The following is a 20,178-nucleotide window of genomic DNA, read 5'->3' as shown; positions in this document are numbered from 1 at the left end:
GCCGAGGAGGGTCTTGACGTCCGAGGCGAGCCCGTTGTCCGGGTTCACCCGGTATCCGAGCTCGTAGAGGGTGTCCTTGTCCCAGTTGGTGGTGCGCAGCCGGACCGGGACGTCGCCGGGGTGGGCCTGGAGGGCGAGCTTGAGTTCGGCGACCACCTGGGGGTTGATCCGGGCGGCCGGGACGGTGATGTGCACCGGCGGCTTGGTGCCGAGCTCGGCGGAGGAGACGTCGAGGGTGGTGATCTCCTGGCCGAAGACGCTCAGGGACCCGTCGCGTTCGTTGAGCCGGCCGCGGATCGAGATGACGTTGTCCTCGATCATCTGCTCGGCCATCAGGTTGTAGGTCGCGGGGAAGAACAGCACCTCGACGGAGCCGTCGCGGTCGGCGAGGGTGATGATGGCCCACGCGTTGCCGGCCTTGTTGATCCGCCGGTCGACGCCGGTGATCAGGCCGGACAGGCGCACCTCGCCCTCGGAGCGGCCGGAGCCGAGGAGTTCGGCGATCGAGGTGTCGCGGCTCTGGGAGAGGATGTGCTCGGCGCCGTCGAGCGGGTGACTGGAGACGTAGAGGCCGAGCATCTCGCGTTCCAGGGCGAGGAGTTGGCGGCGGGGCCATTCGTTCTCGGTGAGCTGGAAGTCCAGCCCGATGCCGGGTCCGTCGTTGCCGGTGTCCAGCGCGCCGAAGAGGTCGTCCTGGCCGATGGCCTGTTGCTTCTTCAGCCCGGTGACGGCGTCGATCGCGCTCTCGTGCACGGTGCTGAGCGAGAGCCGGGTGTGGCCGAGGGAGTCGAAGGCGCCCGCCTTGACGAGGGAGTCGACGGTGCGCTTGTTGCACACCACCAGTTCGACCTTGTCCAGGAAGTCGGCGAAGGAGGTGTACTTGCCCTGCTCGCCGCGGGTGCGCACCAGGGACTCGATCACGGGTACGCCGACGTTGCGCACGGCCTTGAGGCCGAACCGGACGTCGCTGCCGACGGCGGTGAAGTCGACCACGGACTCGTTGACGTCGGGGGAGAGGATCTTGATGCCCATCTGCCGGCACTCGGCCAGGTAGACCGCCATCTTGTCCTTGTCGTCGGCGACCGAGGTGAGCAGCGCGGCCATGTACTCCGCGGGGTAGTTGGCCTTGAGGTAGGCGGTCTGGTAGGAGACCAGGCCGTACGCGGCGGAGTGCGATTTGTTGAACGCGTAGCCGGCGAACGGGACCAGGACGTCCCAGACCGCCTGGATGGCCTCGTCGGAGTAGCCGCGCTCCTTGCAGCCGGCGTGGAAGGGGACGAACTCCTTCTCCAGCACCTCCTTCTTCTTCTTGCCCATCGCCCGGCGGAGCAGGTCGGCCTGGCCGAGCGAGTAGCCGGCGAGCACCTGGGCGGCGCGCTGGACCTGCTCCTGGTAGACGATGAGGCCGTAGGTGGGGCCGAGGACGTCCTTCAGCGGCTCCTCCAGCTCGGGGTGGATCGGGATGATCTCCTGCTGGGCGTTCTTGCGGAGCGCGTAGTTGGTGTGGGAGTTCATGCCCATCGGGCCGGGCCGGTAGAGCGCGGAGACGGCGGAGATGTCGGCGAACTCGGTGGGCTTCATCAGCTTGAGCAGGGCGCGCATGGGGCCGCCGTCGAGCTGGAACACGCCGAGGGTGTCGCCGCGGGCCAGCAGCTGGTAGGTGGTGGGGTCGTCGATCGGGATCTTCTCGATGTCGACGTCCACGCCCCGGTTGGCCTTGACGATCTTGATGCAGTGATCGATGATGCCCAGGTTCCGCAGCCCCAGGAAGTCCATCTTGATCAGGCCCATGGCTTCGCACGACGGGTAGTCGAAGCCGGTGATGATCACGCCGTCCTTGTCCCGCATGTGCAGCGGGATGAGGTCGAGCAGCGGAGTCGAGGAGAGGATGACGGCGGCGGCGTGCACACCGGTGCCGCGGATCAGGCCCTCGATGCCCAGTCCGGTGTCGATGATCTTCTTGACGTCGGACTCGTTCTCGTACAGCGAGCGGATCTCGGTGCCCTCGTTGTACCGCGGGTGCTTCTCGTTGAAGAGGTCCGCCAGTGGGACGCCCTTGCCCATGACGTCCGGCGGCATCGCCTTGGTGATCCGGTCGCCCATCGCGAACGGGTAGCCGAGGATGCGGTTGGCGTCCTTGACGGCGGCCTTGGCCTTGATCGTGCCGAAGGTGTTGACCTGGGCGGTGTAGGCGGAGCCGTACTTCTCGGTGACGTAGCGCACCATCTGGTCGCGCTGGCGGTCGTCGAAGTCGATGTCGACGTCCGGGGGGTTGATGCGCTCGGGGTTCAGGAACCGCTCGAACAGCAGGTCGTGCTCCAGCGGGTCCAGCTCGGTGATCCGGGTCAGGTAGGAGACCATCGAGCCGGCCGCCGAGCCTCGGCCCGGGCCGACCGGGATGCCGTTGTCCCGCGCGTACTGGCAGATGTCGGCGACCACGAGGAAGTAGGCGTCGAAGCCCATCGGGGAGATGACGCCCATCTCCAGTTCGACCCGGTCCAGCACCTCCTGGCTCGGGTTGTCGCCGTAGCGGTGCTGGAGGCCGGCGGCGATCTTCTGGCGCAGGAACGAGGCCTGGGTCTCGCCCTCGGGGACGTCGAACTGCGGCATCCGGTCGACGTAGTTGAAGACCTCGTCGTACGACTCGACCCGCTCGGCGATCGCGAGCGTGTTGTCGCAGGCCTCCGGCAGTTCGCGGAAGAGCTCGCGCATCTCCTCGGCGGTCTTCACGTAGTAGCCGCTGCCGTTGAACTTGAACCGGTTCGGGTCGTCCTTGTTCTTGCCCACGCCGACGCAGAGCAGGCTGTCGTGGGCGTCGGCCTGGTCGGCGGTCACGTAGTGCGAGTCGTTGGTGGCCAGCAGCGGGATGTTCAGCTGCTTGGCCAGGCGCAGCAGGTCCTCGCGGACGTCCCTCTCGATGGACAGGTCGTGGTCCATCAGCTCCAGGAAGTAGTTCTCCTTCCCGAAGATGTCCTGATAGGCGCCGGCGGCCTTGACCGCCTCCTCGTACTGCCCGAGCCGCAGCCGGGTCTGCACCTCGCCGGAGGGGCAGCCGGTGGTGGCGATGATGCCGGTCGCGTTGGCGGCGATCAGCTCGCGGTCCATCCGGGGCTTCATGTAGTAGCCCTCCATCGACGCGAGCGAGGAGAGCTTGAAGAGGTTCCGCAGACCGGTGGCGTTCTGTGCCCACATGGTCATGTGGGTGTAGCGGCCGCCGCCGGAGACGTCCTTGCCGCCCTCGCCGTCGGCGCCGGACGGGCGCTGGCCGCCCGGCGACCAGAACACCTGCTTCTTCAGGAAGCGGGAGGCCGGGGCGACGTACGCCTCGATGCCGATGATCGGCTTCACCCCGGTCTTCGCGGCGGAGTGGAAGAACTCGTAGGCGCCGAACATGTTGCCGTGGTCGCTCATCGCGATGGCGGGCATGCCCTGTCTCTCCGCCTCGGCGAAGAGCTTGCCGTTCTTCGCCGCCCCGTCCAGCATCGAGTACTCGGTGTGGACGTGCAGGTGCGCGAAGCTGTCGGACACGGCGCTGTGCTCCAGGAAGGGGTGTCGGTCGGGGAGCGTCCCACGCTAGCCGATCGGTTGGGGCGACGCGCCGGGCCGGGGTCCCGTTGCCGGGACCTTGACGCATCCTCCCCGGTTCCCCGACGGGCGACGGCACGTCCGGGTAGGGTGGGGCCCGTTTGCCCGGGGGCGTGGCCCGGGGGGCGTGGCGCGGGGGCGCGGCGGAGGCAGGCCGACGCGAGGGCAGGCCTGCCAACTCGACTGCGGGGCAGTCGGGTTGTGCAGCAGTGGAGCAGCGGAGCAGTGGGGCCCGGGGTCGGGCCTCGCCCGGCCCGCCGGACCCGGCCGCACGCGCGGTGCGGCCGGGCCCTCGGGCGCGGTGGTCAGCTCAGGGTGCGGATCGCGGCGGCGTCGTAGGGGCGCAGGTCGTCGAAGCGGCCGGAGAGGACCTTGGCGGCCCACTGCGGGTCCTGGAGCAGGGCGCGGCCGACGGCGACCAGGTCGAACTCGTCGCGCTCCAGCCGGTCGAGCAGGTTGTCGATGCCCCGGACCGGGGAGCCCTCGCCCGCGAACGCGCGGACGAAGTCGCCGTCGAGGCCGACCGAGCCGACGGTGATGGCGGGGCGGCCGGTGAGCTTCCTGGTCCAGCCGGCGAGGTTGAGGTCCGAGTCCTCGAACTCGGGGACCCAGTAGCGGCGGGTCGAGGCGTGGAAGGCGTCGACGCCGGCCGCGGCGAGCGGGGCGAGGATCGCCTCCAGCTCCTGGGGCGTCTCGGCGAGACGGGCCTCGTAGTTCTCCGACTTCCACTGCGAGTAGCGGAAGATCACCGGGAACTCCGGGGAGACGGCCTCGCGCACCGCGGCGACGAGCTCGGCCGTGAACGCCGTCCGGGCGACCGCGTCGCCCCCGTAGGCGTCGGTGCGGCGGTTGGTGCCCGCCCACAGGAACTGGTCGAGCAGGTAGCCGTGAGCGCCGTGCAGTTCCACGCCGTCGAAGCCGATCCGCTCGGCGGCCGCGGCGGCCTCGGCGAACGCGCCGATGACGGCGTCCAGGTCGGCCCGGGTCATCGCCCGACCGGTTCCCTCGGTCCCGTCCAGCCGGATCCCGGACGGGCCGACGGCGGGGGCGTCGGCGAACGGCGGGTCGCCCTGCTTGCGCACCATGCCGATGTGCCAGAGCTGCGGCACGATGGTGCCGCCCGCCGCGTGGACGGCCTCGGCGACGCGGGCCCACCCGGCCAGCTGCTCCTCGCCGTGGAAGCGCGGGATGTCGTCGCTCTGGCCGGCCGACTCGTGGCCGACGTACGTGCCCTCGGTGACGATCAGGCCCACGCCGGCGGCGGCGCGGCGGGCGTAGTACGAGCGCACGTCCTCGCCGGGTACGCCGCCGGGGGAGAACCTGCGCGTCATCGGCGCCATCGCGATGCGGTTGGGCACGGTCAGCCCGTTGATCGTGACGGGCCGGGACAGGATCCCGGCCGCGCGGGAGGCCGGGTTCTCGGTGACGGTCATGGGATTCCTCGCGGTAGCGGCAGCGATGGCGTGCGCCGGGGCGGAAGCGGTCGCCCGTGCCAACCACCCCGGCGGCCCCCGCATTTCGCCGACCCCGCCCGACCGGCTGTGATCCGCGCCACTGCGCGCCGCGCGCCGCGCCCCCTCGGGGCCGGGGCGCGGCCGCCCGCCGGCCGTGCCCCCCGCCGGCCGTGCCCCCCGCCGGCGTGCCCCCCGCCGGCGTGCCCCCCGCTACGGGTGAGCCGCAGGCCTGCCGGCCGGGGTGGCTGCCAGCGCTCTGCCAGGGGTCTGCCAGCGAGGTGCGGAACGGTGGGACGCGTCGGGAGGAGCGCCGCGACCGAGGAGCGCGCGACCGCCCGGCCACGGACGAAAGGACTCCCGCATGACTCGCACATCCCGTCCCACCGGCCCCGTCGGGGGCCGCCGCCGGCCGAGGGCGTCCCGCACGGCGGGGCACCGCGTGGCGACCGCCTGGCGTCTGGGCGCGGGCGCGGTGGCCGCCGCCCTGCTGGCCGCGACGGCCCCCGCGCCCGCTGCCGCCGCCGCGGACACCGCGCCGGTGCCGCGGCTCGACTGGGCGAGCTGCGGGGACGGCTTCGAGTGCGCGAGCGCCCGCGTCCCGCTCGACCACCACGACCCGCGCGGGGCGGGCCTGGACCTCTCCGTCATTCGTCACCCGGCGAGCGACCCGGCCCACCGGATCGGCTCGCTGTTCTACAACCCCGGCGGCCCGGCCGTGCCCGGCACCGCGGCCCTGCCCGCGATGCTCGACCTCTTCCCCGAGGAGGTCCGCGCGCGCTTCGACATCGTCGGCTTCGACCCGCGGGGCACCGGCGGCAGCGCCGGCGTCCAGTGCTTCGAGAACCCGGCGGAGGAGCAGGCCCTGCTGGCCGGCACCGCGGCCGGCTACCCCGAGGACGCCGTCCAGCAGCGGGCGTGGACCGATGCCTACCGGCGCCTCGGGCGGCAGTGCGGGGCCCGCGACGCCGCCCTGCTGTCCCACGTCTCCACCGCGAACGTCGCCCGGGACATGGACCTGCTGCGCCGCGCGGTCGGCGACCGGCAGCTCAGCTACCTGGGCACCTCGTACGGCAGCTACCTGGGTGCCACCTACGCCAACCTGTTCCCCGGCCGGGTCCGCGCCATGGTCCTGGACAGCGCCATGGACCCGGTGGCCTGGTCCACCGGCCGGAACGGGCAGGCCGCGGCCGAGGGCACCCTCCTGCGCAACGGCAACGACCTGGCCGCCGGCCGGATCCTCGACGCCTTCCTCGACCGGTGCGGTCGGGTCGGCCCGCAGGCGTGCGCCTTCTCCGCCGGGACGGCCACCGCCACGCGTGACCGGTTCGCCGAGTTGCTCCAGCGGCTGCGGACCCGGCCGGTCGCCGTCTCCGGCACGACCTTCACCGCCGGTTCGGCCCTGGAGACGACGGTCCTGTCGCTCTACGCGGCGAACCCCGTCCCCGGCCTGCCCGGCACGGGCTGGTCCCGGCTCGGCGGCACGCTCCAGGCCCTGTGGACCGCCACCGAGGCACCTGCCGCGCCGCTGCCGCCCGTCTCCCACGCGTCCCCCGACCAGGCGCTCGCGGTGATGTGCTCGGACAGTGCCAACCCGCCGGCCGGTGCCGACTACCCGGCCCAGGCAGCAGTCGCCCGCTCCCGTTCCGGCGAGGTCGGCCCGTACTTCGCGTGGGCCGCGGAGCGCTGCGCCGACTGGCCGGTCCGGGACCGCGACCGCTACGACGGCCCGTGGAACCACCCGACCGCCCGGCCGATCCTGGTCGTCGCCGCCACCGGGGACCCGGGCATGCCGTACGAGGGGTCCCGCGCCATGGCCCGGTCGCTCGCCCGCGCCGAACTGCTGACCGTCGACGGCTACGGCCACACGGTCCTGGCCAACCCCAGCGGCTGCGCGGCCCGGTACGAGACGCGCTACCTGATCGACGGCGTGCTCCCGGCGCGCGGGACGGTCTGCGCATCCGACCGGCAGCCCTTCGCGGGCTGAGCCGACCGGTCCGCCCAGCCCCGGCAGCGGGGCCGTGCGGACCTGTCCGCCGTGCGGGTCGTGCGGGTCGTGCGGGCCGTGCGGACCGTCGGACGCTCCCTCGCCGACCGTCCCGGCGGAACCGTCAGCCTGCCTCCCGGGCCAGCGACTCCGGTCGCGACAGCGCCCGGCCGCGTTCCCAGGCGCTGCGGAAGCCGTCCTCACCGAGCGCCTCGGCGCAGCCGTCCAGGACGGCGCGCAGCTCCGGGTCGCCCGGGTCATGGGCTCCGCGCAGCGCGTACGCCGCGCCCAGTGCGGCCGCGCCCCGGGTCGGCTCGCCCTGGGCCAGGCAGTACTCGGCGAAGCCCTCCAGCACGTCGGCGCGGACCGGCCGGTCACCGCCCTCCGCGGCCAGCTCCAGTGCCCGGCGGTGCAGCGGGCCGGCCTGCTCGGGCGTGCGGAGGCGAAGCCGGATGCGGCCCAGGCTGGTGTGCAGCAGGGCGAGCAGGTGCCGCCGGGTGGGAGCCGCGGCGTCGGCCGGGGAGAGGCGCTCCAGCCTCCGTAGCGTCTCCTGCTGGTCGCGCAGCGCCGCCGTCAAGTCGCCGGTCCTTCTGGCGAGTTCACCGAGCGCGTAGCGGGACGCGGCCTGGAGGTGCGGGTCCCGCGCCCGTACGGCGGCGGCCAGCGCGCGTTCCAGGTCGGCCCGGGCCTCGTCCGGCTCGCCGTTCCGGGTCCTTAGCCGGCCGGACAGCAGCAGCGGCAGCGGGGCGTCGCCGGCGCCGCCCATCCGGGCGTCGCAGTCGCGGGCCTGGAGGAGCGCGGTCAGCGCCTCGTCGGCCGCGCCGGTGACGGACAGCAGCGCGGCCAGCGTGACCAGGGCCATCGCCAGGCCCCAGCGGTCACCGAGCGCCCGGAAGCCGTCCACCGCGGTCCGCAGACCGTGCTCGGCCTCCGCGATCCGGCCGGCGCCCAGCTCGACGCGGCCGAGCGCCAGATGGGCGCCGGCCCGGACCCAGGCGTCGGGATGCCCGAGGAACCGCTCCGCCGCCGCGCTCGTGGCCCCGGGCGGCCCGCCCAGGGCCAGCAGGAGCGCCGCCCCGAGCGCGACCGGGTGGTCCGCCTCCAGCGCCGTGACCAGCGCCTGCCCCATCGCCTCGGCCGGGGCCGCCGTCCCGTCCGGATCCCGCAGTGGCACGGTGAGCCCGGAGAGGATCACGCACAGCGCGTGCGCCTGCTCCAGGCCGGGCGGCGGGGTGTGGCCGTGAGCCGCGAGGACGGCCGTCGTCCACTCGCCGGCCTCGTGTCCCTGACCGCGCATCAGCCACGGCCAGATCCGGGCGGCCGCCAACCGCAGCGCGTGTTCCGGCGGGCCGACGGCGACCGCCCGGCGCAGCGCCGCGTCCAGGTTGAGGTGCTCGGCGTCCAGCCGGGCCAGCCGGTTCAGCTGGTCGTCCGTGCGCAACCGGGGCTCGGCGGTCTCGGCGAGGGCGAGGTAGCGGCCCAGGTGCTCGGCGCCGGTCCGGTCCGCCTCCCCGGCCGCGACGAGCTGTTCGGCGGCGTACTCGCGAACGGTCTCCAGCAGCCGGAACCGCAGCGGCCCGCCGCCCCGGCCGGTGGCCACCACCAGGGATTTCTCGACCAGGGACGCCAGCAGGTCCTCCACGGCCACCACGTCCGGTGCCGGACCGCCCGGCCAACGGCCGGAGCAGACCCGGTGGGCGTCGGACAGGAGCGCCCCGCCGGCGAACACCGACAGCCGCCGCAGCAGGACGCGTTCGTCCTCGTCGAGCAGGTCCCAGCTCCAGCCGATGACGGCGCGCAGCGTGCGATGCCGGCCGGGGGCGGTGCGGGGGCCCCGGTCCAGCAGCCGGAGCCGGTCGTGCAGCCGCGCCGCGAGGTGCCCGGGGCCGAGGGAGCGCAGTCGTGCCGCCGCCAGCTCCAGGGCGAGCGGAAGGCCGTCCAGTTCCCGGCAGATCCGGACGACGGGCTCGACGGTGTTCCGGTCGAGGGTGAAGTCCGGGGCCGCCGCGGCGGCCCGTTCGGCGAACAGGGCGACGGCGGGGTGGGCGAGCGCCTCCTCCGCGGTGGTGGCCGGCGGGGGTACGGCGAGCGGGGGTACCGGCCAGAGGGTCTCGCCGGTCAGCCCGAGCGGTTCCCGGCTGGTGGCCAGCACGGTGAGGCCCGGCACGGCGGTCAGCAGTCGGTGGGCCAGCCGGGCCGCGGCCTCGACCACGTGTTCGCAGTTGTCCAGGACGAGCAGGGTCTCGCGGCCCTCCAACGCGCGGACGATGCGGTCGACCGGATCGCCGGCCGGGGTGCCGACGGGCGGTCCGTCCGCCGGCACCCCGGAGTCCTGCGGCGGACGGACCGCCGTCAGGACGGCCCGGGCCACCGCGTCGGGGGTGCCGACGTCGGGGGCGTTGACGTCGGGGATGCTGACATCGGCCAGTTCCGCCAGCCGTACGTCGGTTCCGACAGGCGCGGCGGCCGCGACCGCGACCGCCAGCCGGGTCTTGCCGACGCCGCCCGGCCCGGTGAGTGTCACCAGGCGCGACCGGCCGAGCCGCTCCCGGATCGCCGTCACCGCGTCGTCGCGGCCGACCAGGCCGGTCAGCCAGGTGGGCAGCGCGGCGCGTCCGGCCGGACTGCCCACGGGCGCCGGGGCAGGTCCTGACCTCGGCGGCTCGGCGCCGGACAGCACCCGCAGGTGGACGTCCCGCAGTTCGGCGGACGGGTCGGCGCCCAGTTCCCCGGCCAGCGCCCGCCGGGTGCGTTCGAACACCTCCAGCGCCGCGGCCTGCTGCCCGTTCGTCTCCAGCGCGCGCATCAGACGGGCCGCGGCCCGCTCGCGCAGCGGATTGGCCGCGCAGAGTTCGGTGAGCTCCGCGACCAGTCCCGGCACCCGGTCGGCCGCGCCGAGCGCGAGGACCGCGTCCGCGTGGTCCTCGGCCGCCGACAGCCGCAGTTCGGCCAGCCGGGCCGCCGGTGCGGCGGCGAATCCGGCGCCCTCGGCCTCCGTGAACGGTGCCCCGCGCCACAGCTTCACCGCCTCGCCCAGCACGGTGGCCGCCTCGGCGAACCCGCCCGCCGCCAGCGCCGCCCGCCCGGCCGTCACGCGCTGCTCGAAGTCCCAGGCGTCCACGCTCGCCCGGGGCAGGTCGAGCAGGTACCCGGCGGGATGCGAGCCGATCACCGTCCGGTCCGCCCCCAGCGCCCGGCGGAGCCGGGAGACCAGGGACTGCACGGCGCCGGCGGGCTCATCCGGTGGCGTGTCCCCCCAGAGGTCGTCGACCAGCCGCTCGCGGGTGACCACCCGCCCGGGGTCGAGGGCCAGCCGGACCAGCAGCAGCCGCAGCCGCGCCCCGCCGACCTCGACGGTGCGCCCGTCCTCTCCCCGTACGACCTGGAGAGGCCCCAGAACCTTGATCCGCATGCCGCCCGTCCTCGCTCGGCCCCGCCCGACAAACAAGATCATTATCCTGGGGCCCGGGGGCAGCTCGGGTCCTGGGGCAGCTCGGCTCCGGGGGCAGCTCGGCTCCGGGGGCAGGTCGGGCCGGGGCGAGTTCGGGCGGGGGCCGACCGGGGCGGTCGGCGAGCCGTGCGGGCGCTGCCCGGCTACGGGCGGAAGCGGGGCCGGCCGAGGACGTAGCTGCGCAGGTCGATGTCCTCGGGCAGGGCGGGCGCGGTGCCGGGGAGGGCGACGGCGCCGACCGCGACGATGAACGTCCTGGTCACGGCGTCGCTCCCCTTCTTGGTCCGCGGGGCCTGGAAGAGCAGGTAGCGGGCGAGCAGGTAGTCCTCGGTGGTGAGGCGGGGGCGGGCCAGGAGGTCCAGGGCGGCGGCGTGCAGGACGGCGCCGTCCCGAGGCGCGGGGGTGGCGGTGTAGATCGGCGTGCCGCCGCTCTCGATCCAGGAGGTGTCCAGGCCCCGGGCCGCGTACCGGGCGACGAGTTCGGCGTCGGTGCGGCGGGCGGCGTCTCCCCGCAGGAGGCGGTTGCCGGCGATCCGCCGTCCGTCCGGCAGGAGCACCCGGTTCTGGAGGATGTCGCCCGTGACGCCCTCGGCGGCGAAGCGCCGCTCGGCGAGACGGCCGTAGCGGAGCATGGCCTCCCAGGCCGGGGTCGCGCGGCCGCCGGTGTAGGTGCGGGTGGTCCGGTCCCATCGAGCGCCCTCGCGCAGACGGCCGACCTCGCCGAGGCGGTCGTAGTTGGTGTCGCCCTCCCGGATCGGGGTGCGGAAGCGCTCCGGGTTGAAGGCGGTGCCGGCGATGCCGGGAGGCGGGCCCATCGTGACGGCGAGGCGGTAGCGCCAGTCGACCAGCCGCGCGTGGACGGTGGCCAGCGCGGCGACCCGGGCGGGCCGGTCCCCGGCGGTCTCCCACATCCGGGCCAGCAGGCCGGCCGCTTCGGTGGCGGCGGCCGCCTGCCCGGCGGCGAAGGCGCGGGCCGGGGCCTGTCCGGCGGGGTCGGCGAAGCGCAGGGCGAGCGGGCTGGTGGGGAAGTCGCCGGGGGTGATGCGTGCGGTGGGCACGGCTCCCTCCTGGACGCTCCGCTTGTCACCCGGCAACGACGACCTCCAAGTCGGGCCTGACCATGGCCCGTTCATCGTTTCATCATGCGCTGCCGGGTGTCGGGGAATCCGTGCAAGTCCCGTTCGGCACGTCGGCCGGACGCCGCCCGTGGCGGTCGATCAGGGCGGCGCCGTGCCCCGGAGGCAAATGTACGGACAATGGCTTGCGGTCCGTGGCGGGTCCGACCTAGCTTAATGTCCGTACATTTCGCCAGGGAGGGTCCACTTGATAACCAGGCATCACCGGATCGTGATCATCGGCGGCGGGACCGCGGGGATCTCGGTCGCGGCCCGGCTGCGCCGCGCCGGCCAGCGGGACGTCGCGGTGCTCGATCCGAGCGGTCATCACTACTACCAGCCGCTGTGGACGCTGGTCGGCGGAGGCCGGGCGCCGCTGGCGGAGAGCATCCGGCCCCAGGCGTCCGTCATGCCGAAGGGCGTGCAGTGGATACGCCGCGCCGCGGTCGCCGTCGACCCCGAGGCCCGGGAGGTGGCGCTGGACGACGGCGGCACGGTCTCCTACGACCACCTCGTGGTCTGCCCCGGCATCCAGCTGGACTGGGACCGGATACCGGGTCTGGAAGCCGGGCTCGGCCAGGACGGACTGTCCAGCAACTACCTGCCGCAGCACGCCCCCGCGACCTGGCGCTTCATCCGCGGGACCCGCTCCGGCAGCGCGGTGTTCAGCATGCCCGCGGGAGCCATCAAGTGCGGCGGCGCCCCGCAGAAGATCGCCTACCTGGCCGCCGACCACTGGCGCAGGGAGGGCGTGCTCGGCAGGATCGACGTCCACCTGGTGATCCCCGGCACCGCGATCTTCGGCGTCCCGGAGTTCGCCCGCGTCCTCGAAGGCGTGGTCCGCCGGTATGGCATCAAGGTCCACTACGGGAGCGAGGTCACCGAGGTGCGCCCGGAGGCCCGCGAGGTGGTCGTCACCGATCTGGGGACCGGGGGCAGGACGACCCTGCCGTACGACGTCGCCCACCTGGTGCCGCCGCAGAGCGCCCCGGACTGGATCAAGCGCGGCCCGCTCGCCGGCGCGGACGACCCGGCCGGCTACGTCGAGATCGACAAGTACACCATGCGGCACGTCCGTCACCCCAACGTGTGGGCGCTCGGTGACGCCGGATCCTCCCCGAACTCCAAGACCGGCGCAGCGGTGCGCAAGCAGGCCCCGGTGCTCGTCGAGAACCTCCTCGCCACCCTCGACGGCCGCGAGCCCGAGGCCGCGTACGACGGCTACGCCTCCTGCCCGCTGACCACCGCCCGCAACAAGATGCTGCTCGCCGAGTTCGACTACAGCGGGCGGCCCGCCCCGTCGATCCCGGTGATCAACACCGTCCGCGAGCGCACCGACATGTGGTACCTCAAGCGGCGCGGGCTGCCGTTCCTCTACTGGAACCTCATGCTCCGCGGGCTTGCCTGACCCTCGCGGTCACGCACCCCCGGGCGCCCGCGCGCCCCGGATCTCCCGTACGGCCCACCACTCGGGCCTCCCGCCGGCGCGGCCCTTCGCGCGCCCACGGCGTGCTGCCGGGCGACATCCCGCCCGTGCCCGCATCCGCCCGTACCCACGCCCGCCCGTACCCACGCCCCGCCCCCAAGGCCGCGGGGCGCAGCCACCCTCCACCCTCAGGAGCCCCGGATGACGACGCCCGCCGGACCACTGGTCTTCGTGCAGTTCTACCTCGACTGCCTCTCCCACGCCTCGTACCTCGTCGGTGACCGCACCACCGGCCGGGCCGTCGTGGTCGACCCCCAGCGCGACGTCCGCGAGTACCTCGCCGCCGCCGAACAGCACGGACTGACCATCGAGCGGGTCATCGAGACCCACATCCACGCGGACTTCCTCTCCGGCCACCTGGAACTCGCCGAGCGCACCGGCGCGCGCATCTCCTACGGCTCCGCCGCCGCGCTGGACTTCGACACCGACCCCCTGGGCGACGGCGAGCGGATCGGCCTCGGCGAGGTCGACCTGGAGATCCTGCACACCCCGGGCCACACCCCCGAATCGATCTGCGTCCTCGTGCGCGAACACGCCGGTGACGCCGTCCCGTTCGGTGTGCTCACCGGCGACACGCTGTTCATCGGCGACGTCGGCCGCCCCGACCTGCTCAGCTCGCGCGGGCGGTCCGCCGAGGAGATGGCCCGCCTGCTGTACCGCTCCACCCGGGCCCTGCTGACCCTCCCCGACGACACGCGCGTCTACCCGGCGCACGGCGCCGGCTCGGCCTGCGGCAAGAACCTCTCCACCGAGCTGAGCTGCACGATCGGCAACCAGCGCCGCGGCAACTACGCCCTGGCCGACATGACCGAGGACGAGTTCGTCGCCGTGGTGACCGCCGGCCAGCCCGCCGCGCCCGCCTACTTCGCGTTCACCTCGGTGCGCAACCGCCAGGCCCGTCCGGTCCTGGACGAGGACACCCCCGTCCCGCCGCTCACCCCGGAGGCGTTCCTCCAGGCCCGGGCGGGCGGCGCCACCGTGCTGGACACCCGGGATCCGGAGGCGTTCGCCGCCGCCCACCTGCACGGCGCGGTCAACATCCCCCTCGGCGGCCGGTTCGCCGAACTCGCCGGCCAGGTGCTCGACGCCCAGGACGCCGTCGTCCTGTGCGGCGACCCGGACACGGCGACCGAGGCCCGGACCCGCCTCGCCCGGATCGGCTTCGACCGCGTCCTGGGCGCCCTGGGCACCGCCGTCGAGGCGATCGACGCCGCGCACCTGACCTCGGTCGCGCGCGTGGACGCCGACGACCTCGCCCGCTCCCTCACCCGCTCCACCGACGGTCAACTCGTCGAGGGCGAAGCCGACTTCACGCTGCTGGACGTACGCGGCCCGGGCGAGACGCAGGACAAGGGCACCCTCCCCGGCGCCCGGCTCCTCCCGCTGCCCGAACTGCTCGCCCGCCTGGGCGAACTGCCGACCGATCAGCCGCTGACCGTCATCTGCGCGGGCGGCAACCGCTCCTCGGTGGCCGCGTCCGTGCTGCGCGCCCGCGGCTTCGAGGCCGTCGACCTGCGCGGCGGCTTCGCCGCCTGGAACGGCGAGGTCGTGCGCCCCGCCGGCCAGGCCGCGGACGGCGTCACGGCGTGAGCGTCCTGATCACCGCTCTGCTCTGTGGAGCCGTGGTCGGCGTGGCCCTCGGCGCGCTGGGCGGCGGCGGGGGAGTGCTCGCGGTCCCGGCCCTGGTGTACCTGCTGGGCCTGTCGCCCTCCGACGCCGGGACCACCAGCCTGGTCATCGTCACCGCCACCTCCGTCACCGCGCTGACCCGCCACGCGGGCAGCGGCACCGTCCAGTGGCGCACCGGCGCACTGTTCGCCGCGGCCGGCGTGCTCCCCGCCATCGGGGCGTCCGTGCTCGCCCACCGCATCCCGCAGCCGGTGCTGACCTCCGCGTTCGCCGTCCTGGCCGCGCTGGCCGCCGCGGTGATGCTGCGCGGCGCCCGAAGCGCGCGGCGCGTTCCGGGCGGGGCGGCCGCGGAAGGCGGGGAGGCCGGGGAGACCGGGGCGGCCGCGGAAGGCGGGGAGGCCGGGGACGGCGGCGGCGCCGCTCCGTCCGCGAAACCGGCCGGCCGGGACGGGCACCTGGGCACGGTCGCGGCCGGCGCGGGCCTCGGGGCGGTGACCGGCCTGCTGGGAGTCGGCGGCGGCTTCCTCGCGGTGCCCGCGCTGGTGTCGGTGCTCCGGCTGCCGATGCGCAAGGCCGTCGGTACCAGCCTGGTGGTCATCGTCGTCAACTCGGTGGTCTCCCTCGGCACCCGCCTGACGGTCACGGACATCTCCGTCGACCCGGCGGTCTTCGGGCCGTTCGTGGGCGCCGCGGTCCTCGGCGCCTGGGACGGCAAGCGACTGGCGGCCAAGCTCTCCGGCGCGGCCCTGCAGCGGGCCTTCGCCGTCGTCCTGCTCGCGGTGGCGGCCTTCATGCTGATCGGCTCCTTCGCCTGACGGCCTCCGCGTGAGCGCGGCGACCGCCGCCCGGACACCTCGGGTCCGGACGGCGGTCGCCTTCCGCCGGTCGCCACCCGGCGGTGCCCGTCGGTGCCAGGCAGGCACCGATTTTGTGCTGTCCCCCCGAAGGTACGTACATTCACCTCGTGTCCCGCACCACCCACCCGACCCCTGACTCCCAGGAGGGCGCCGTGACCTCCGCGCCCGGTCCCGGTCCCGGCCCCGGCCCCCGGCCCCTCGCCCGGGCCGCGGGCAGTCCGCTCTGGGCGCAGCTGCGCGCCGACCTGCTGCGCCGGCTCGACGAGGGCGAGTTCCACGACGTCTTCCCCGGCGAGCACGACCTCGTCGCCGAGTACCGGGTCAGCCGGCACACGGTCCGCGAGGCCCTGCGCAAGCTCCGTGAGGAGGGCCTCGTCACCGCTCAGCGCGGCAAGGCCTCGCGGTTCACCGCGAGCCGCCCCCTGGAGCAGGACATCGGTGAGGCGTACAGCCTGTTCCGCTCGGTCGAGGAGGTCGGTGCCGTCCAGCGCAGCGTCGTGCGCGCGCTCGACCGGCGCGCCGACGGCGTCATCGCGGCCCGCCTGGGACTGGAGGAGTCCACGCCGCTGGTCTACCTCGAACGTGTCCGCCTGGCGGACGAGGAACCGCTGGCCGTCGACCGGATCTGGCTCCCCGCGGACGTGGCCCACCCGCTGCTGGACGTCGACTTCACCCACACCTCGCTCTACGACGAGCTCGAACGCCACTGCGGCCGCAGCATCCGCGGCGGCTGGGAACGCATCCGCGCGGTGGTCCCCGGCCGGGGGGAGCGCATCCTGCTCGACTGCCCCGCGACCACCGCGCTGCTGGCGATCGACCGGCTCGGCCGCGACACCGACGGGCGTCCGATCGAGTGGCGGCAGACGCTCGTCCGGGCGGACCGCTTCGCGGTCGCCGCCGCGTTCACCGCGCACGACTACCGGCTGGGCGCCTCGGTCCAGACGCCCTGACGGGACCGGGCGGTCGGGCGGCCGGGTGGCCGTGGCGGGTCGGTGGACGGCCCGCGGGAGGCCGACGGCCGGTCCGGCCCGGGAGCTGGTGGATGTTGTTCGGCAACCTCTGCCTGACCGACAGTGGAATGCGGCCTGTTGGGCCCTGAGCAGGCTCCGGCCGAGGGGTGACGACGAGGTCGGCCGACCACCGGCGGTCGGTGGGCCGACAGATCCGAGGAGTGCGCGGCCGTGTCCGTCCGTCCCCCCGCCGACCCGGCATGCGAGGACGGTGTCCGTCGGCCGTGACCTGAGTACGGCCACGCATGCCGCTTCGGTCATGGCCGGTCTGTGGCGTCCGATGGACTCCCCGGCCACACTTCGAACGCCTGGGAGAATCCCGCCGGGGGTCCGGTGCGGAAACGGGCGCGGATCAGCGCCGCGACCTTGGCCACGGCGTCGGCTCTGCCACCGAGCTCCACCTTCACCGGGCCGGAACCGGCATCTGCGTGGGCAACCGGTCGGGCGGGGGTCTCCGCGATCGGCGCCGACGTGTCCACCTGCCAGCGGGTGTGGACCACCTGATCGGCGAGGGAGACATAGTCCCCCGCGGAGCCAGGACCAGGGACGGCGATAAGCCCGAACGACTGCCCCACCGTGTCGGCGACGACGTTCGCCACCGCTGGCGCACCGGAGATCGACATGTGCACCATGACGCTCGGTTCCCGTGAGGCACTGGCACCGGTCATCGCTCTCCTCGGAGGTCGGATCTCCTCCAAGGGTCTGCCGGTTCCGGGCCTCCCGCATCTCTTCGAGTAGGGAGCCCCGCCCCGGTGGGTGGCGTCCGGCGGGTCGACGCCGACCTCATCGCCTGCGGGTGCGACAACCACGCCGCTTCGCCCGCGGTTGGACTTCCTGGCCGCGGGATGTTCTGCGGTGTAACGTTTTGATCAAGCAGTCGTGGTTCCGAAGTTCTCGCCCGCGGTTACCCGCCGTGGGCGTTCTCATTGCTCAATGCCTCTCCGGACCAAGGCGATCATCTCCGGGCCCGCACCCGTGGGACCCGATCAGTCCCCACGAAGGAGAAGAGCATGGCCACCGGCACCGTGAAGTGGTTCAACGCCGAGAAGGGCTTCGGCTTCATCGAGCAGGACGGCGGCGGCCCCGACGTGTTCGCCCACTACTCGAACATCGACGCTCAGGGCTTCCGTGAACTCCAGGAGGGTCAGAAGGTGACCTTCGACGTCGTGCAGGGCCCGAAGGGCCCGCAGGCGGAGCGCATCCGCCTCGCCTGACCCCTTGCACACGAGCGGGCGCCCCGCACGGAATCCGTGTGCGGGGCGCCCCCGTCTCCGCCGACAGCGAACCCGCACCCTTCCCGGCGCGTCACCGTCGATGACGGCAGACGGGGCCACCCGTTCGGCCTCGTCGGCGCCGAGGGTGACGACCTCCTCGAACTGGTCCACGGCGAGGACCGGGCCCGTGCCGCGCACGGCGTCGAACACAGTGGCCGGGTCGGCGGTGGGCGCCGGCAGGACCCGGCGCCCAAGGTGTCGGCCATGATCGCCTCCACCGGCCGGGCGGCGCCGGCGGCGGCCAGGGTCGTCGGTTCGGCACTGAGATCCCAACGGTATCCGTGCGGATTTCCGATGAATCGTCAAAGTCGGTGACGGCAAGGGGAGCCGGACGTCCCGGGTGCGGTTTTCGGACCGGCCGGCGGTCTCACAGCCGGTCGTAGACGGCGGACAGCCGCTGCAGCACCTCGGCGGCCCGGTCGAGGGCGTCGTCGTCGTAGTCGTCCAGATCGGTGTGCAGGGCCTCGGCCAGTGCGTTCTGGCGCTGGTCGTGCCGGTCCCGGCCGGTGTCGGTGAGGGCGACCAGGACGGAGCGCTTGTCCTCGGGCTGGCGGGTGCGGGTGACGTAGCCGGCCGTGACCAGGCCGTTGACCAGCTGGGTGGTGGCGGCGCCGGTGGTCTCGGTGGCGGCGGCGAGCCCGCTGATGGTGAGGGGCCCCTGTTCGGCCAGGGTGCGCAGGGCCCGGGCGTGGGTGAGGGAGAGCGCGCCCGGGGTGCGGGTGGCGCGTCCGCGCAGCCGGGCGTCGGCGGCGCTGAGCCGGTAGGCGGCGCGGGCCAGGCGGTCGAGTGCCCGGGCGCGGTCGTCGGTGGGTGGCGTCTCGGCCATGGTCGGTCCTCCTCGGCGGGTTGACAGCAGCCTAGCCTCAGTACTTAATGGCTAAGTACTTATTCATTAAGTGCTTAGCCAAATGCTGAGCGGATCCCCAGGAGGACACCCATGACCATCCGTTCCACCGGCCAGACCTGGGCCCTGGACACCGCCCTCGCCCAGGGCGGCTTCGACGCGCTGCACCCCGAGGCCGTCGGGACCATGGAGCAGCTGGGCCACGACCACACCGACTTCGCCAAGGTCTTCGCGCTGGTCAGGAGCGGCGCGATGCTGCCCAAGGCGTGGGCGACGGTGGCCGGCCAGGCCGAGGAGCGCGCCGCCCACCACGAGCGCGGCGGGTTCGCGCAGACCGCCGCCGACCTCTACCTGCGGGCGGCGGTGATGTGGGGCCGGGCGCAGTACTCGATCTTCGACGCGGCCGACCCGCGCAAGACGGCCATGCGCCGACGCGCCGATCACTGCGTGGAGCGCCTGGGCGCGCTGCGCGACGGCCGGGTGCGGCGGGTGGAACTGGACTTCGAGGGCTCGCGGATCTTCGCCCTGCTGCACCTGCCGGCCGGACCGGTCGAGAACGCGCCGGCCGTCATCCTCGGCCCCGGTATGGACATGATCAAGGAGGACTACATCTGGGCGGCCGAGCGCTACTACACCTCGCGCGGCCTGGTCGCGCTGTCCATCGAGGGGCCGGGCCAGGGCGAGAGCCGCGCCGGCGGGCTGACCGTCGACCTCGGCAACTACGAGCGGGCGATCGGCCGTTACCTCGACCACCTGGCCGCGCTCCCGGAGGTCGACGCCGAGCGGATCGGCATGTTCGGCATCTCGATGAGCGGCTACTGGGGATCCCGGGCCGCCGCCACCGACCGTCGGCTGGCCGCGCTCGCCGCCTTCGAGGCCGTCACCGGGGACTTCGCGACGATCTTCGAGCGCGCTCAGCCGACCTTCAAGAACAACTACATGTTCATGGCCGGGTACACCGACGAGGAGGCCTTCGACCGCGACCTGGCCCGGCGGATGCCGCTGGGCGACCTGGTGGCCGACATCACCTGCCCGGTGCTGTACGGGATCGGCGAGTTCGACGAGCTCACCGACCTCGGCCAGGCGCTGGAGAGCTTCGAGCGGGTCCGGGCGCCGAAGGAACTGCGGGTCTACGAGGACGAGTTCCACCCGCTCGGGGGAGTGGCGGCCGAGGTCTTCCGGTTCGGGGCGGAGTGGCTGCAGCGGGCCCTCGCCGGCGAGTTCGCCGACCCCGGACGGGACGTGCGCCACTACGTCCACCGCGACGGCCGCACCACCGACGGCAGCGCCGACCCCACCTGGTGGCTCGGCGGCGCCCCGACCGCGCTCACCGGCATCCGGCACGCCCGGGCGAGCCGGGGCTGAGCCCCGCGGACGCCGCCGCCACGGGGCACCGCCAGGGGGTGCCGACGCTCAGCCGCCGGCACCCCCGGTACCCCCCGGCACCCCCGGTACCCCCGCGGTGCGCCCGAGGACGTCCGCACACCGC

General features: G+C 74.1%; 13 protein-coding genes. 7 read left to right on the top strand and 6 right to left on the bottom strand.

Features of this window, described 5'->3' with window-relative positions; all coding sequences use genetic code 11:
- Positions 1–3,528: DNA polymerase III subunit alpha (gene dnaE / locus ACFVHV_RS30695; RefSeq protein ID WP_380355338.1), on the bottom strand; the 3,528-nt coding region annotated here is incomplete at its 3' end.
- 362 nt (positions 3,529–3,890) lie between these two features.
- Positions 3,891–5,018: an NADH:flavin oxidoreductase gene (locus tag ACFVHV_RS30690; RefSeq protein ID WP_359909757.1), complete on the bottom strand. Its 1,128-nt coding sequence runs from the start codon at positions 5,016–5,018 to the stop codon at positions 3,891–3,893.
- 382 nt (positions 5,019–5,400) lie between these two features.
- Between ACFVHV_RS30690 and ACFVHV_RS30685 the strand changes: the two genes are divergently transcribed.
- The gene (locus ACFVHV_RS30685; RefSeq protein WP_380355335.1) at positions 5,401–7,023 is read left to right on the top strand and encodes an alpha/beta hydrolase; all 1,623 of its coding nucleotides are present in this window, start codon (positions 5,401–5,403) and stop codon (positions 7,021–7,023) included.
- Positions 7,024–7,147: 124 nt separating this feature from the next.
- Here the strand turns inward: ACFVHV_RS30685 and ACFVHV_RS30680 are convergent, their stop codons facing one another.
- Positions 7,148–10,435 (bottom strand): BTAD domain-containing putative transcriptional regulator, encoded by a 3,288-nt coding sequence (locus ACFVHV_RS30680; protein WP_380355332.1) that lies wholly within the window; start codon positions 10,433–10,435, stop codon positions 7,148–7,150.
- Between the two features lie 182 nt (positions 10,436–10,617).
- On the bottom strand, positions 10,618–11,532 hold the full coding sequence (locus ACFVHV_RS30675) for a hypothetical protein (protein WP_380355329.1): 915 nt from the start codon (positions 11,530–11,532) through the stop codon (positions 10,618–10,620).
- 265 nt (positions 11,533–11,797) lie between these two features.
- On the opposite strand from ACFVHV_RS30675, the gene ACFVHV_RS30670 reads away from it, so the two are divergent.
- The 4 genes from ACFVHV_RS30670 (at position 11,798) to ACFVHV_RS30655 (ending at position 16,511) form a co-directional block, all read left to right on the top strand.
- Complete coding sequence (locus ACFVHV_RS30670; protein ID WP_380355326.1) at positions 11,798–12,997, top strand: FAD/NAD(P)-binding oxidoreductase; 1,200 nt, start codon at positions 11,798–11,800, stop codon at positions 12,995–12,997.
- A 219-nt stretch (positions 12,998–13,216) separates the two neighbouring features.
- Positions 13,217–14,665 (top strand): rhodanese-like domain-containing protein, encoded by a 1,449-nt coding sequence (locus tag ACFVHV_RS30665; protein ID WP_380355324.1) that lies wholly within the window; start codon positions 13,217–13,219, stop codon positions 14,663–14,665.
- On the top strand, positions 14,662–15,519 hold the full coding sequence (locus tag ACFVHV_RS30660; protein ID WP_380355321.1) for a sulfite exporter TauE/SafE family protein: 858 nt from the start codon (positions 14,662–14,664) through the stop codon (positions 15,517–15,519). Before ACFVHV_RS30665 ends, ACFVHV_RS30660 begins: the two co-directional genes overlap by 4 nt.
- Positions 15,520–15,668: 149 nt before the next feature.
- Entirely contained in the window at positions 15,669–16,511 is an 843-nt protein-coding gene (locus tag ACFVHV_RS30655; RefSeq protein ID WP_380355319.1) for a GntR family transcriptional regulator, read from the top strand.
- 317 nt (positions 16,512–16,828) lie between these two features.
- Here the strand turns inward: ACFVHV_RS30655 and ACFVHV_RS30650 are convergent, their stop codons facing one another.
- Positions 16,829–17,239, bottom strand: a complete 411-nt coding sequence (locus ACFVHV_RS30650; RefSeq protein WP_380355317.1) for a hypothetical protein — start codon at positions 17,237–17,239, stop codon at positions 16,829–16,831.
- Positions 17,240–17,581: 342 nt separating this feature from the next.
- Here ACFVHV_RS30650 and ACFVHV_RS30645 point away from each other — a divergent pair, with 342 nt between their 5' ends.
- Positions 17,582–17,785, top strand: coding sequence for a cold-shock protein (locus ACFVHV_RS30645; RefSeq protein WP_359909730.1), 204 nt, complete (start codon positions 17,582–17,584; stop codon positions 17,783–17,785).
- Positions 17,786–18,212: 427 nt separating this feature from the next.
- Here the strand turns inward: ACFVHV_RS30645 and ACFVHV_RS30640 are convergent, their stop codons facing one another.
- A complete protein-coding gene (locus ACFVHV_RS30640) occupies positions 18,213–18,671 on the bottom strand; it encodes a MarR family transcriptional regulator (protein WP_359909727.1) in 459 nt (152 codons plus the stop codon).
- Between the two features lie 111 nt (positions 18,672–18,782).
- Between ACFVHV_RS30640 and ACFVHV_RS30635 the strand changes: the two genes are divergently transcribed.
- Entirely contained in the window at positions 18,783–20,054 is a 1,272-nt protein-coding gene (locus tag ACFVHV_RS30635) for an alpha/beta hydrolase (RefSeq protein WP_380355314.1), read from the top strand.
- Positions 20,055–20,178 lie beyond the last annotated feature (124 nt).

Source organism: Kitasatospora sp. NPDC127116, from assembly GCF_042677365.1.
Classification (GTDB): domain Bacteria; phylum Actinomycetota; class Actinomycetes; order Streptomycetales; family Streptomycetaceae; genus Kitasatospora; species Kitasatospora lactacystinica.
Note: the sequence above shows the minus strand (reverse complement) of the source record. Positions and strands in the feature narration are given on the sequence as shown.

Excerpts from the sequence above, each read along its gene's own strand:
- ACFVHV_RS30690 (WP_359909757.1), bottom strand. The coding sequence starts at position 5,018 with ATGACCGTCACCGAGAACCCGGCCTCCCGCGCGGCCGGGATCCTGTCC.
- ACFVHV_RS30685 (WP_380355335.1), top strand. The coding sequence starts at position 5,401 with ATGACTCGCACATCCCGTCCCACCGGCCCCGTCGGGGGCCGCCGCCGG.
- ACFVHV_RS30680 (WP_380355332.1), bottom strand. The coding sequence starts at position 10,435 with ATGCGGATCAAGGTTCTGGGGCCTCTCCAGGTCGTACGGGGAGAGGAC.
- ACFVHV_RS30665 (WP_380355324.1), top strand. The coding sequence starts at position 13,217 with ATGACGACGCCCGCCGGACCACTGGTCTTCGTGCAGTTCTACCTCGAC.
- ACFVHV_RS30650 (WP_380355317.1), bottom strand. The coding sequence starts at position 17,239 with ATGACCGGTGCCAGTGCCTCACGGGAACCGAGCGTCATGGTGCACATG.
- ACFVHV_RS30645 (WP_359909730.1), top strand. The coding sequence starts at position 17,582 with ATGGCCACCGGCACCGTGAAGTGGTTCAACGCCGAGAAGGGCTTCGGC.
- ACFVHV_RS30640 (WP_359909727.1), bottom strand. The coding sequence starts at position 18,671 with ATGGCCGAGACGCCACCCACCGACGACCGCGCCCGGGCACTCGACCGC.
- ACFVHV_RS30635 (WP_380355314.1), top strand. The coding sequence starts at position 18,783 with ATGACCATCCGTTCCACCGGCCAGACCTGGGCCCTGGACACCGCCCTC.